11 protein-coding genes are annotated in these 13,813 nt (G+C 42.6%); 2 read left to right on the forward strand and 9 right to left on the reverse strand.

Annotated elements, in window-relative coordinates:
• Positions 1 to 23: 23 nt before the first annotated feature.
• The 5 genes from H6G48_RS26855 to H6G48_RS13025 all read right to left on the reverse strand — a co-directional run bounded on the left by H6G48_RS26855 (position 24) and on the right by H6G48_RS13025 (position 6,131).
• Complete coding sequence (locus H6G48_RS26855) at positions 24 to 146, reverse strand: hypothetical protein (RefSeq protein ID WP_277925610.1); 123 nt, start codon at positions 144 to 146, stop codon at positions 24 to 26.
• A 599-nt stretch (positions 147 to 745) separates the two neighbouring features.
• Positions 746 to 1,726: a hypothetical protein gene (locus H6G48_RS13010; protein ID WP_190722115.1), complete on the reverse strand. Its 981-nt coding sequence runs from the start codon at positions 1,724 to 1,726 to the stop codon at positions 746 to 748.
• Positions 1,727 to 1,804: 78 nt separating this feature from the next.
• The gene (locus tag H6G48_RS13015; RefSeq protein WP_190722116.1) at positions 1,805 to 4,429 is read right to left on the reverse strand and encodes an LA_3751/LA_3752 family putative glycosyltransferase; all 2,625 of its coding nucleotides are present in this window, start codon (positions 4,427 to 4,429) and stop codon (positions 1,805 to 1,807) included.
• Positions 4,430 to 4,473: 44 nt separating this feature from the next.
• Positions 4,474 to 5,601, reverse strand: coding sequence for a DegT/DnrJ/EryC1/StrS family aminotransferase (locus H6G48_RS13020; protein WP_185237176.1), 1,128 nt, complete (start codon positions 5,599 to 5,601; stop codon positions 4,474 to 4,476).
• Positions 5,598 to 6,131, reverse strand: a complete 534-nt coding sequence (locus tag H6G48_RS13025) for a cupin domain-containing protein (RefSeq protein ID WP_002759194.1) — start codon at positions 6,129 to 6,131, stop codon at positions 5,598 to 5,600. Before H6G48_RS13025 ends, H6G48_RS13020 begins: the two co-directional genes overlap by 4 nt.
• Positions 6,132 to 6,776: 645 nt before the next feature.
• Between H6G48_RS13025 and H6G48_RS13030 the strand changes: the two genes are divergently transcribed.
• A complete protein-coding gene (locus tag H6G48_RS13030; protein ID WP_190722117.1) occupies positions 6,777 to 8,282 on the forward strand; it encodes an AAA family ATPase in 1,506 nt (501 codons plus the stop codon).
• A 12-nt stretch (positions 8,283 to 8,294) separates the two neighbouring features.
• Positions 8,295 to 8,816 (forward strand): SH3 domain-containing protein, encoded by a 522-nt coding sequence (locus tag H6G48_RS13035; protein WP_190722118.1) that lies wholly within the window; start codon positions 8,295 to 8,297, stop codon positions 8,814 to 8,816.
• 188 nt (positions 8,817 to 9,004) lie between these two features.
• Here the strand turns inward: H6G48_RS13035 and H6G48_RS13040 are convergent, their stop codons facing one another.
• The 4 genes from H6G48_RS13040 to ntrB form a co-directional block, all read right to left on the reverse strand.
• Complete coding sequence (locus tag H6G48_RS13040; protein ID WP_190722119.1) at positions 9,005 to 9,478, reverse strand: phosphate-starvation-inducible PsiE family protein; 474 nt, start codon at positions 9,476 to 9,478, stop codon at positions 9,005 to 9,007.
• 355 nt (positions 9,479 to 9,833) lie between these two features.
• A complete protein-coding gene (locus tag H6G48_RS13045) occupies positions 9,834 to 10,673 on the reverse strand; it encodes a nitrate ABC transporter ATP-binding protein (RefSeq protein WP_190722120.1) in 840 nt (279 codons plus the stop codon).
• 117 nt (positions 10,674 to 10,790) lie between these two features.
• Entirely contained in the window at positions 10,791 to 12,809 is a 2,019-nt protein-coding gene (locus tag H6G48_RS13050) for an ABC transporter ATP-binding/substrate-binding protein (RefSeq protein ID WP_190722121.1), read from the reverse strand.
• Positions 12,810 to 12,879: 70 nt separating this feature from the next.
• A complete protein-coding gene (gene ntrB / locus H6G48_RS13055) occupies positions 12,880 to 13,710 on the reverse strand; it encodes a nitrate ABC transporter permease (RefSeq protein WP_190722122.1) in 831 nt (276 codons plus the stop codon).
• Positions 13,711 to 13,813 lie beyond the last annotated feature (103 nt).

Raw genomic sequence — 13,813 nt, forward strand, 5'->3', positions numbered from 1 at the left:
AATGGCAGAGTTGGAAAAACAGATTAATCGACTTCCCCATTTGCCAAAGTGGTTTGTGGAAATCCCTTATCAAACCACTTGACTATTGGATCATCTTTTTTATGGAGTTCTCTAAATAAACGATCATGGTCAATAACATCATTCATACCTAATAATTATCAACGAGGAATCCTTCAGCTTATCTTCATAACTTTTTGTAGTAATTATCAAAGATTTTCCAATGACTAGCACTAGGAGACAAAGAAATTAAATCCTCGATATTCCCTTCCATAGTAGCACAAATTTGAGCGCGGGGTAATAGCAAATCCTCTAGTAAGACGAGTAAGGACGAGGAGATAAAATGCCCAAGAAAGCGTACTCATCCGAACATCTAAGTTCAGAGGAACCGAAAGATAAATACAGAACCAGTCAAGACTCAGTGGCAACAAGAAGATGGCACTGGTTAGGTAAAATATCTTGAGGATGGACAATCAAAAAGGCGACAGTAGCTGTCGGATTAGATTATCAATATAGTTTTAAAATTCTCAAAATATCTAATCAATTAGGAGAAGAAGGAGTTAAAAATATCAAGAACAAGAGTCAGGAACATCCTTCAATAAAAGAACCTTTATTGAAGGAAGAACAATTCCAAAAATTAAAATTGCATAAATTCAGGGAAATTTACGGTAATTTTGCTGGTTAAATCAATTCCCTGCTATCTCCATCCCAAATTACTGCTAGTACAAAAAGTCGATCGACTTTTAAATTATCGATTGAGAATAGAAATAATTCGATGATTTTGAGGAGTTTTTTCCTGAATTATAGGACGTAGTTGTTGCACCAGTTCCCTAGAGCGTCTTATTCTTGCTTCTGGTAATAAATGCTCATGGGTATCGGCAAATAAACTAGAATCTGTTTGCAGATTAAGAGTTTTTGGATTGTAGATTAAAGGTACTATATTAGACAATTCTTCAATAGTTTTTTTAACATTTTTGACAGTGGTTTCATCGGTCTTAGCATAAACCCAAGAGAGAGAAACTACTAAATCAGCACCTTTAGCTTTTAACTCCTCTTGAAATTGAGCGATGCGTTTGAGGGAGTGTTGCGAAACAGGTCGATCAAATGTTCTAGCCCACCATTTACCTGTACGATGTTTGACTACGGTAGGATCTCCTTTTTCTGTGATTGTATCTGATAAATAACCCCTAGCTTTTCCTGTTTGTATAACATCAACAGCAGTTTTTACTATAGCGCGTAAACTAGGAACTCCCATTAACCAAGTCTCGGAAACTAATTGTTCTAAGGGTATATTTCCTAAACCCGGTTTTCCAATAGCAACACCAAAGGGAACCGAACCAAATAAACCATCACCATAACCAATACCATCATCATCCAGTAACATCAAATATTCAGGACTGAGAACCACTATATCCCCCGGACGTACCTGTTCTAAAATAATTGGGCAAATAACATTTAATCCCAAATCTCCCTGTAAACCAAAGTTAAAAACTGGGATTTTTAGCTCTTGTTCTAGGAATTGAGAGTTAATACTATATTGTACTCCCGACCCCCCCGCAAAAATTATTCGTCTCGGTGCTTGTATCTGCTTGGCAAAAGAGACTTTTTGTTCGTACATTTGTAGGAGCCACTTTAATTCACCACCGTAGTGTACGTTATAAAAAAAACCCAAAGACCAGGCCACCCCAACGGTAGCTAACCAAGGCCAAAAAGTAAACATTTTCTTCATAAGTTTAGCTCCTAAAGTTGAAGAACCAGGGGATAACTAGAGAATCAGTAATTTTAGTTCAAAAAAGAGATAATTGTCTTATCTTTCTTGCCACAATTGCCAAATAGTCGCCACATATTTCCGTCCTTTTGACAAATAATCCAAGAGATTAATTCCAGTTTTACTCTCACCATAAATGCGGGGAACGCAAAGATAAGGAACTTCCACTAACTTATAACCTAAACGATTGGCACGGGTTAATAAATCAATGCAGTATTCTCCATAATCTCCCTTGAAGCGAATTTTTTCTAAAACCTGAGAACGAACGGCAATAAAACCACTGGTATAGTCGTGAACTTGATTGCCTAGCATCACGATGGCCATGCGATTAATAATCCAGCTTAACATCCGGGCCATCACTCCGTGGGCAACATCATCACCCCCCGGAATCCAACGAGAACCTACGGCCATATCAGCTTTTTTAGCTCGAATCGGTGTGATTAATTGCGGCACATCTTCTGGAGGCATAGATAAATCACAATCCATCCAAGTAATAATTTTAGCCCCATACAGGTTAATTGCGTCGTCAATACCTCTTTGTAGAGCCGAAGTTAACCCTTTCTCGTTGATTCTGCGACACAAAATTACCCCCGATTGGAATTGCGAATCTTGGGGAGGAGTGGGATATTGTTGGGCTAAATCTTCTACTATCTGCCAAGTTTCATCGGGAGAATTATCATCCACCACTAGCACTAAATAAGGACTAGGAACACTAGCTAGTAAACGTTCAATTAATTGACTAATATTATCTCGCTCGTTATAAGTGGGTAAAATCGTACAGACTAAATCATTAGCTGCTGGGGTAATTGTGGGCTTATCCTCGGATTTTTTGGCTAGTAAACCTGTCTCAGAAGCAGATATAACTATTTCATAGAAAGGATACTTACCAATGATTCCAGAGCGATTTATGCCAATTTGAAACTTTTGTCCATCTTGGCTAAATTCCATTTCTTCCGGTGGGGATTGTAAGAGTTGACAAGAGCGATAGGGATAGCAAACGTAGGGAAAACTAGACAATCCTTGACTGACTAATTCTTGGCATAGTTTAACCATGGCTTGACTATCTTCCACGCGGAAGAAAGTTTTTTGTTTCTCCAGACCAAAACCTAAAACTTGTGCCGCATATTGATGAGAAAAGACAACAATAGAATTAGGATTCTCTTCTATGCTTTTGATAGCTGGTGCTATCCCCTGATGGGTTTTATAGAAAAATTGTCCACCTTGATAAATGTTTTTATAGACACCTATTGCCATTAAGATTAACAGTAAAACCCAACTTCCCTTGGCTACAAAAACTTCTTGGTTCGCCCCGACAATTTTTACTTGTTCCACCGTTAATAAGGTAACAAAGGGGATAAGAGGCAATAAATATCTCGGTCCCCATTGTTTACCTCCCACCATGACTTCTCCCGGGGCAATATCGACTAAACAAGATACCCCTACTGTGTAGATAAAATAGAGAGCATAGACAAAAAGCATTGGTTTATCTAGAGATATATTGGCGATGTCAAATAGATAACAACTAGCTAAAAGTATCAGAAAGTAAATGATATTGTCCTTGACTAACGCCTTGGTTTTGACCATTCCTTGCTGGCGAAGATTGACGAGAATAGCCAAGATGATAATCGCCATTATACTAATTAAAGTTACGGGAATATCCTTGGCAAAATTCAATTGTTGACCGCTCCAAGTTAGCAAGTAAGCTAGGGGAATTATACAGATAGGAAAATGCAGCAAAAAAGAGCTATTTAACTGATAAAAACTGTTCAGGGCTTCTTGAATACGTTTTTTCCAAGAAAACTCCTCAAGGACTAACAGAGCGTGAACTCCTAGAAAACGATTATAAATTAACTTATTGCACAACCACAGTAAAAACACACTAACAATCATACCTAGTACAAAACTAAAAGCTATTCGATTAGTTAGCAGAAAATCAGAAACATTAAGATTTTGCTCGGTTGAATACCAAGCAAAAATTGAGGTTTGTTCTGGAGTTAACCCCAAGAAAACTAATAAAGTTAAAGTTGCCACTAGGGCCAGACATTCGGAGCGGAACCATACCGATAAACCCACTAGAAATCCGCCTAATAAATTGGGCAGCCAGCCACTATTAGCTGTATCGGGTAGAAAAAAAGCGATAACAATTCCCAAAAATCCTAAAGTAACAGCGAGGGTATGTTCACAATATATGGCACTGTATAGAGTTAAGGGAGAAGCAAAAATCAAAATAACTAATCCCAAAAGACCACCCCAACTGTCTAGGGAAAAAGCGGGAATTGCTCTTGAAAAACTGAGCCACAATACCCAAATTGATAGGAGGGGAATCAAGTAAAACCCCCGATAACCCCAAAATTTATAAAAAAGGGAAGTTAGCCAAGAGAATGGAAAAGGAAAAGAGATATAATAACGTTGATTTAAGTAGTAGACAAAAGGGGGGCGATAACTGTATAAACCCTCTTGCCAAAGACGAGTAACCCAAGCTTCTGCGCGCTCAACTAAGTCAAATCGCCACGGACCATTACTTAGCTGACGAGCTAGTAAAGCTTTCAGCGCCCCATCGCCATTAAAAAAAACATCCTTGGGAACTGAAATACATAGATATAGGGAATAAAAGCAACCAGAGGCAATTACTACCCAAGATAAAAATTCCGTGCCAATTATCATAAAAGTCGGTTTTTATTCAAAAAATTTTCATCAATTTTTCATCCCTACTCAGCCTCAGCAAAAACTTGCTGAACTGCTTGGGCCACTCGCTCAATTTGCTCGTCCGTGAGAGCTAAACCGCTAGGCAGATAAAAACCCCTGCGCGCCAGTCTTTCAGCCACGGGACAGGAAATATTTTGCAATAATCCCATTTTGTGAAATACCGGTTGTTCGTGCATACACCAGAAAAAAGGACGCGTACCAATCTGATGTTCTTTGAGGCGTTTCATCGCTTCCGTAGCATCAAAGTTAACCTCATCTTTGAGAACAACACCATAAACCCAATAAATATTTTCGGCATAATCGGTTTGAGGTAGGGGCAATTCTAGAGAGGGGATATTTTGCAATAATTCCCTGTAGCGTCTGCCCATTTTTCTCTTGCGCTGGACAAAAGTTTCTAGCTGTTCTAATTGTGCTAAACCCACTGCCGCTTGCAGATTAGTCATCCTCAGATTCCAGCCCAGTTCTTCGTGAATAAAACGTCGTTGGGGCTGAAAATATAAATTTCTCAGGGAACGACAACGCTCAAAAATATCCTCTTGGTTGGTGACAATCATGCCCCCTTCCCCAGTGGTAATATGTTTGTTGGAATAGAAACTAAAGATGCTGATATCACCGAAACTGCCACAGGGTTTGCCTTGATAGGTTTGACCGTGCATTTCCGCCGCATCTTCAATAATTTTTAAACCGTATTTTTGAGCTAATTCTAAAACTGGAGTCATTGCCACCGGTAATCCGTAGATATGAACCACCATTATCGCTTTAGTGCGGGGCGTGATTTTTGCCTCTATCTGAGCGATATCCATGTTCCAAGTCTGCGCTTCGCAGTCCACCACCACGGGAATCGCCCCGGCTTTGACAATGGCAGCCCCGCAGGAAATGATGGTAAAAGTGGGGAGAATCACTTCATCCCCCGAACCAATTCCTAAAGCGACGATGGCCGCTTCTAAGGCCATAGAACCATTACACACGGAAACGGCATACTTTCGCCCAACAGCGAGGGCAAAGTTTTCTTCAAATTTCTGAACGAAGGGACCTTCCGAAGAAATCCAACCGCTATCAATACATTCGTTAAGATACTGTTTTTCCTTGCCCGCAAGTAGTGGCTCATTGACGGGAATAAAGCTACTCATGCTATCTCTGCTCCCGCCATTTTAACCACGGTTTCCTCAATTCCTGTAAAGCGAGTTTTATCCTGATTACCAACGTAGGGACCCTGTTTTACTTCAATCATTTCTACTTCTTCTAAGACTTGGAAACCATGGCCACCTTGTATCAATAAAACCACATCCCCATCTCTCAATATATGACTTTCTAGATATTGTTGGTCGTCATCATAGAAATCTACCCGCAGTTTTCCTCTTTTGATAATTAAGACTTCCTGGGTAAAAAATACTTCCCGTTGTACTTTGTTATGAACGTGGGGCATAATACTTTTTCCCGTCGGGTGTCTCATATAGGCCAACTGTTGGGAAAAATCATCGGGAGTTAGGAAATGAATCCCCTCTTGGTTAAACTCTCGTCGGAGAATTATCGCTAAAACTTTACCCTCTTTCGTGATTTGAGAAATTGGCAAAGAGTTAAATTGACTTTCTGGCTTATTTTTCTGATTTTGTTGGCGGAGAAAATCTAAAGATAAAAAGTCTGAAGCTAGTTTAAACATGAATTTAACCCCCCTAGGGAATGGTTGTGAGAAAGGCTGAAATTAATTGACAGCAAAGAAGGGGCGAACCAGTGACTAACTTTTGTCACCCCTGGTAGGCTAATTTAATTTAATTAGCTAAAGCTTAATCTAATTAACCTTCTGTTAATTTAGTTAACAGAAGGTTAATCCCGACTAAGGCAAGATGCCTCTACCATACATTTAAGAAAACACGGGAGCATCTAACTTTAGAAATAAGTAGAAATACTTAAGGGTAAAAAAATAGAATTAAACAGGGGTCTCATGAAGATAAGCGGAACGATGGCGAAGCACTTGTGGAACATTTAGAACACAAGTCCGAGCATTTGTACTAAAATATCTAATAGACGGCTAACTGCTATATTTTCTGATGACGATATAAATAGGGTTTGCTGAAAAAGTTTTTCGTGGGGGCAGGGTGTGGGGTGTGGGGTGTGGGGTGTAGGGTTTTACCGATTTTCATCTGGTCAATTACCTAATTTTCAGGGAAAAAGTACCTGAATTTTCCCCCCGCTCACTCCCAGGTCCGGTACTTTTGGATTGACAAAAAGTCTAAAAGTCTTATCCAGCAAGGTTTTTAGATTTATTCAGCAAGCCCTAAATAGCAAAAACTATAGACGAATAGCTATGAGCTTTGGTGAAGAATTTGAATTACTGCTGCGGGCGCGCTATCCTCTCATCTATATTACCACCCTAGAAGAGGAACGTCTCGAAAAAGCGATCGCCGATATTGCCAAACAGAGCCATAACCGTGCTGTCTATGTCTGGGATTTCGTGGATGGTTATCAAGATAATCCCAATAATGAGAACTTGGCTCGGCGTAATCCCCTCCAAGCTCTTGAATTCGTCGAAAAGCTGCCGACTAACATCGCCGCGATCATAATTTTACGCGATTTCCAGCGCTTTTTAGAAGATATTTCCATCGCCAGAAAATTGCGAAATCTGGCCCGTTCTCTGAAATCTCAGCCCAAAAACCTAATTATCGTCGCTCCCGAACTGTCTATCCCCTCGGATCTAACCGAAGTAATCACCGTCGTCGATTTTCCCCTCCCCAGTGGCGAAGAAATTAAACAGGAAATTCAGCGATTAATCGCTGCCACCGGACAACCCGTCAAAGAACCACTCCTCGATGAATTAGTGCTTTCTGCCCAAGGATTATCCCTAGAGAGAATTCGTCGGGTTTTAGCCAAATGTTTAGCCAGTCACGGCAAAATTGAGCCAGAGGACGTGGAATTAATTTTGGCAGAAAAACGCCAATCGATTCGTCAAACCCAGATATTGGACTTTTATCCCGCCACAGAGCAGATTTCTGACATCGGAGGCCTAGATAATCTCAAAGATTGGCTGATTCGTCGCGGTGGGGCCTTTAGTGAACGCGCCCGCGCCTACGGTTTACCCAATCCCCGGGGTTTACTCTTGGTGGGAATTCAAGGGACGGGTAAATCCCTGACAGCGAAAGCTATTTCCCATCATTGGCACTTGCCTTTACTGCGTCTAGACGTGGGGCGTTTATTTGGCGGATTGGTGGGAGAATCGGAATCGCGTACCCGTCAGATGATTAATCTCGCCGAAGCTTTAGCTCCCTGTGTGCTGTGGATAGACGAAATCGATAAAGCTTTCGCCGGAGCGGAGGGAAAAGGCGACGGGGGAACCACCGGGCGGGTTTTCGGGACTTTTATCACTTGGTTAGCCGAGAAACAATCGCCGGTTTTTGTCGTCGCTACAGCTAATAACATCCAATCTCTGCCCCCGGAAATGTTGCGAAAAGGACGCTTCGATGAGATATTTTTTGTCGGACTACCTAGCCAAAAGTCCCGCGAGGAGATTTTTAGCGTTCATTTAGGGAAAGTCCGGCCCCATAATCTAAAAAGTTATGATATAAAGCGACTAGCCTACGAAACTCCCGATTTTTCGGGGGCAGAAATCGAACAAACCATCGTGGAAGCGATGCACATCGGTTTTAGTCAAAATCGCGACTTTAGCACCGATGATGTGCTTGAGGCCGCTAGTCAGATTATCCCCCTAGCTCGGACTGCCCAAGAACAGATTCAATTTCTACAGGATTGGGCTAAGTCCGGTAAAGCTCGTTTAGCCTCTCGCGATGATCGTTTTAATGTTAATCCTAACAGTTAATTTAGCACCAATATGAAGCGTTTATCTGGTTTATTGCAATTTATGCTCGGTTTTGTCATGGGAGTGGCGATTTTGGTCGGTGGGGCTACTGCTGTCGCCTATATGCTTCTCTCCGGTATGAATTCTAATCCTCCTAAACCCGTCTTTACCGAGGAGAAAAAAGAGGAAACTAAGGAGGAAAAAGCCGCCGTCAAACCTTCTCCCATCCCTACTACTCCGGTCCAAGAACAACCCCAAGCTGAGGTGAAAGAGTCTCCCACAGCTGCACCAGCACCAAAGGCTGCCCCGAAACCCAGTCCCGAAGCAAGAAAAAGAGAAGCCACATCCGAGGGTTATCAAGCGCGGGTGACATGGCAAAGCGGTTTAAGTCTGCGCTCTCAACCTACCAGTGAATCGACTCGTCTCGGTGGTCTCGATTACAATACTAAAGTCAGTGTGGTGGGAACCAGCAGCGATGGCCAATGGCAGCGCGTGCGTCTGTCCGATGGTCGCGAAGGTTGGATTAAAGCAGGTAATATTTCCAGAGTCCAGTAAATATTTGGAAGGGTTAGGTTTTCTAAATCTACCCCTTTCCCTAATCAGTAATTGGACAAAGTTAATACTAAATCCGTTGAGTATAGGCTACATATCAGGATAGGCACTCTTGCAATAGGCAATAGATAATCAGTCTTTAATAATCGAATTTGGTGTGATTAATTCTGTCTGGGTACTTAACCACTACTTCAAGAGCGATTATCGCGATTAACTTTTCTGATTAACCAATAACTTGCCGCTAAAGCTAGGGTTCCCACGGTGAGGGCAATTAAATCATCTTTACTGTATTTATTGGGATCAAAAATAATAATTTTTCGAGAGATGGCAATTAAAGCCGTAACTACGACTAATTCAACCTGTACGATGTGTTTTCTTAAGTAAGCAGTGACGTTTTCTAATAACTCTAAAGCTATCAAAATATTGAGAAATAATCCGAAGATTTCAATTAAAGTTTTGCTAAAAAAACCGATGGGTTCCGTGGTAAATAAATCTTTGATTAGGATAACTACTAAATCATAAAGAGAAACAATAATAACAACAATTAAGGCTACGGATAAAACCTTAGAAACTATGTTTTCGATGAGATGAATCGACCTCATGAAATCTTCATCGCGCCATTGTTGACCAAAATTGATAAGTAGTTTCCGTATCTGTTTGAGCATGATCGATTAAGTAAAAAGTAAAAATTATTATTGTATTTTATTGCTAATTGTTCTATTTAGTTAACAAGTAAGTATATCCCCCCTTAATCCCCCCTTTATAAGGGGAGTATCTGACAATTTTTAACATCTAAGTGGGTGGGTGGAATTAAATATAAAATGAACGTAGGTTGGGTTGAAGCATGAAACCCAACGCCCGCATGGGTTACGCTACCGCTAACCCATCCTACAAATAATTGTGCCTACCTACTTACCTAGTTAGAGATAATTTTACTTGAAGAAGGCTTCCCCAGAAAAAAAATCTAGGTGCGATCGCTGTTAAGTCAACCGCACCCCAAACTAATACAAATGCTCACATCTAGCTAACATCATCGTGAGCGAAACGATTATAGAGGAAGTCGAGGGCATAGTTACGCAGACGATAATATTCAGGGTCCTCCATAATTCTCTCCCGATCGCGGGGACGGGGGAAATGAATATTCATCACTTCGCCGATTTTCGCTTCTGGTCCATTGGTCATCATTACCAGCTTATCAGCGAGGAAAAGAGCCTCATCGATATCATGGGTAATCATCAACACCGTACAGCGTTTATCTTGCCAGATTTTCAGCAATTCTTCCTGTAATTCCTCTTTGGTAATCGCATCCAAGGCACCGAAAGGTTCATCGAGAATTAATACTTCCGGACGGATAGAAAGAGCGCGAGCGATCGAAACCCGTTGTTTCATCCCCCCGGAGATTTGGGGAGGGGTTTTGTCCATAGCTTCGGTTAAACCCACCATGGCTAAATGTTCGCGCACGATCGAGCGTTTTTGCGCTTCCGGAGCATTGGGAGACACCGCATCTACCGCGAGATAGACATTTTCAAAAACGCTTAACCAAGGCAATAAAGCATAGTTTTGAAACACTACCATGCGATCGGGCCCGGGTTTAGTAATTTGTTTGCCGTTAACTTTAACAATGCCATCGGTGGGAGAAGAAAAACCCGACACCATATTTAATAGGGTCGATTTACCGCAACCAGAGTGACCGATCACGCAGATAAATTCACCTTCATTGATGCTGAGATTAACATCCTTGAGGACGGTGTAGGGGCCTCTAGGAGTGGGATAAACCTTAGAAACTCCTTCAATGGTGACAAAAGCTTCTTTAGTGGGGGCCTCGATTGCCCGGTTAACTGTGTCGGTGGTGGTGTACATGATTATAGTCGCTAAAAAGTCGAAAGACAGGTAGAAAGTGGCAGAGTTGCAGGGCTTAATCCAATGGGATCATATTTTAGAGGTAAAAGGGGAGAAAATCTCCCCTTTTACCTCTGGTTAGGCGATTTTACGGGGTTCCACCGCACTAGGACGAGCATCAATAGCCACTTCGGCCATGGTGATGTTTTGTTTGATCTCTAAACTATTGAGATAACCGATCGGATCCTCGGCATCAAACTCGATACCATCGAATAACAGGATCGGTGTGCGACGATATTTAATATCCCCTAGACCCAATTCCCGGGCCGCGGTACTAAAGACACCCACCCGACAGACGCGTTCGAGAATTTCTACCCAGTTACGGGGGAAAGGAATGTGGCCCCAGCGCGCCATTTGGGTCATCATCCAGAGGTGTTCGGTACGACTGGGACGATTTACCCCTTCTCCAAAGAACATATGGTGTGCATATTCTTTCATCGGTCGATCGAGACTGCACGCGTAGGAGTTGGGATCACCCAGTTGGATATAATCGATATTGGTACTAAGGTACTGACGACTGGCGAGGATTTGACGAATTTCTTCCTGATTCCCTTCCTCGGCACAGTAGCGACAACCTTCCAGCAGTGCTTTGACTAAAGCGACATGGGTATTAGGGTATTTATTGGCCCAATCTTCCCGGACTCCCAGGGCCTTACCCGGGTGGCCCTGCCAGATTTCTAAGTCGGTGGCGACGGTGTAACCGATACCTTCCATGGCAGCCCGTAGATTCCAGGGTTCACCGACACAGTAACCGTCAATACTACCGGTTTTCAGGTCGGCTACCATTTGGGCCGGGGGAATAGTTTCGAGGTGAACGTCTTTATCGGGGTCAATTCCCGCTGCCGCTAACCAGTAACGCAGGAGCAAATTGTGCATGGAGGAGGGGTGAACCATGCCAAAAATATGGCGCTGCTCCTTCGATTCCAATAGCATCTGTTTTAAGGCGTTACCGTCAATCACTCCCTCGTCATAGAAGCGTTTAGCGAGGGTGACACCGTTACCGTTACGAGTCATAGTCAGGGCGCTGACAATCGGCAAAGGTTGCTCCTGATAACCACCGACGGTTAACCAGGTGGGCATTCCTGAAGGCATTTGCGCCCCGTCGAGGAATCCCCCTGCGATCCCATCCACAACCCCTCGCCAACTGGTTTCCCGGACTAAATTCACCTCATCTAGACCATGTTTAGTAAAGAATCCCTTTTCTTTGGCCACTGCTAGGGGCGCGCAAGCGGTGAGGGGAACAAAACCGATTTCTAGATTGACTTTTTCTAAACCGTGACGGGCAATTACTTCGACTTTGCGGGCGCGCAGTTTTTTGATCCGTTTTTGTTGGTTGAGGAAATAGATAATCTCGCTCCGGAGACTGTAGTAACTGGGGTGTTCCACCACTTCCATGCGTTTGCGGGGACGGGGGATATCTACTTCCAAAATACCGCCAATTTTTGAGCCGGGACCGTTGGTGAGCATGACGATGCGATCGGATAATAGCACCGCTTCATCCACATCGTGCGTCACCATTACCGAGGTCATTTCGTATTCTTCGCACAGCTGCATTAACTGTTCCTGTAGATTACCTCTAGTCAGGGCATCTAACGCGCCAAAGGGTTCGTCTAAAAGCAGCACTTTCGGACGAATGGCTAGGGCGCGAGCGATCGCTACCCGTTGTTTCATCCCCCCCGATAATTCGTTGGGACGTTTATCCACTGCATGACGAAGATTGACCAGATCGATATATTTTTCGACTTCAGCTTTTCTTTCGTCTTCTGATAGTTGGGCGAGAACTTGATCGACGGCCAGAGTAATATTTTCTTTGACAGTTAACCAGGGTAAAAGGGAATAGTTTTGGAAGACTACCATGCGATCTGGTCCCGGTTTTTTAATGCTTTGACCTTGCAAAGTCACCACTCCTTCCGTGGGCAAATCTAAACCAGCGATCATGTTTAAGAGGGTTGATTTTCCGCAACCAGAGTGACCGATGAGGGAGATAAATTCCCCTTTTTTTATCTGTAAATCAATCCCTTTCAAGGCCACATATTCACCGCCACCACTGAGAGGGAAGACCTTATCAATGTTATCGACAGCGACAAACAAACTCATAGTTTTTTTCTCCTTAAATTGGCTCAAGTTTCAGTTATTTGAAAATGGGGAAATTTTCCCCATCGATTCCCTATTGACGAACGATTTGATTTTGCAACCAGGCCATAAAGCGATCGAGTAATAAACCCACACCACCGATATAAAACAGCGCGAGAATAATATCGCTGATGTAGTTATTTTGGTAGGCATCCCAGATAAAGAAACCGATACCGACGATACCCGACATAACAATTTCTGCCGCAATAATCGCTAACCAAGCTAAACCGATCGCAATTCTCAAACCCGTGAATATGTAGGGAAGAGCCGAGGGAATTAATATCTTGAAAAAGAATTTTTGGTTGGACAATTGCAAGACTTGTTTAACGTTGATATAGTCTTGGGGAATTTGTTGGACACCGACGGTGGTATTAATCAAAATCGGCCAAACTGCGGTAATAAAGATAACGAATAAAGCAGCTGGTTGGTTTTGTTGTAAAGCGGCCAAAGATAGGGGAACCCAAGCAAGAGGAGGAACTGTTCTCAGGAATTGGAAAAGGGGATCGAGGGCCTTATTTAAGAAGGAATTTAAACCGACCATAATCCCAACACCAATACCAACCACTGCGGCAAAAGAATAACCGATTAATACCCGTTGCAGACTGGCTAAAGTTTGCCAGAATAGTCCCTTATCAATGCCGCCACGATCAAAGAAAGGATACATTAAATAAGTACGGGTACGCTCATTGGTGATTAGGTCGGATGGGGGGGGTAATTTGATTAATCCCAGCATCGAGACTAATTGCCAAACAATCAGAAAACCCAGGGTACCGATAATAGGGGGAAGAATGTCTTGGGAATGCTTTTTCCAGAATTTACCGAAGTTGAAACCACCGTTACTTTTTCTGCTGACGCTACTTGCCATTTTGCCGTTTTCCTTTGTTGAAGATAAAGTTACTGGATTGGGAAGAGAAGAAAACACTTTTGGGATTAATAGACTAGATATTTTATGCCCCTAGCCTATCGAG

Origin of the sequence: Microcystis flos-aquae FACHB-1344 (assembly GCF_014698375.1) — a bacterium.
Classification (GTDB): domain Bacteria; phylum Cyanobacteriota; class Cyanobacteriia; order Cyanobacteriales; family Microcystaceae; genus Microcystis; species Microcystis aeruginosa.

Coding starts and splice junctions, on each gene's coding strand:
- H6G48_RS26855 (WP_277925610.1), bottom strand. CDS start 146: ATGAATGATGTTATTGACCATGATCGTTTATTTAGAGAACTCCATAAA.
- H6G48_RS13010 (WP_190722115.1), bottom strand. CDS start 1,726: ATGAAGAAAATGTTTACTTTTTGGCCTTGGTTAGCTACCGTTGGGGTG.
- H6G48_RS13015 (WP_190722116.1), bottom strand. CDS start 4,429: ATGATAATTGGCACGGAATTTTTATCTTGGGTAGTAATTGCCTCTGGT.
- H6G48_RS13020 (WP_185237176.1), bottom strand. CDS start 5,601: ATGAGTAGCTTTATTCCCGTCAATGAGCCACTACTTGCGGGCAAGGAA.
- H6G48_RS13025 (WP_002759194.1), bottom strand. CDS start 6,131: ATGTTTAAACTAGCTTCAGACTTTTTATCTTTAGATTTTCTCCGCCAA.
- H6G48_RS13030 (WP_190722117.1), top strand. CDS start 6,777: ATGAGCTTTGGTGAAGAATTTGAATTACTGCTGCGGGCGCGCTATCCT.
- H6G48_RS13035 (WP_190722118.1), top strand. CDS start 8,295: ATGAAGCGTTTATCTGGTTTATTGCAATTTATGCTCGGTTTTGTCATG.
- H6G48_RS13040 (WP_190722119.1), bottom strand. CDS start 9,478: ATGCTCAAACAGATACGGAAACTACTTATCAATTTTGGTCAACAATGG.
- H6G48_RS13045 (WP_190722120.1), bottom strand. CDS start 10,673: ATGTACACCACCACCGACACAGTTAACCGGGCAATCGAGGCCCCCACT.
- H6G48_RS13050 (WP_190722121.1), bottom strand. CDS start 12,809: ATGAGTTTGTTTGTCGCTGTCGATAACATTGATAAGGTCTTCCCTCTC.
- ntrB (WP_190722122.1), bottom strand. CDS start 13,710: ATGGCAAGTAGCGTCAGCAGAAAAAGTAACGGTGGTTTCAACTTCGGT.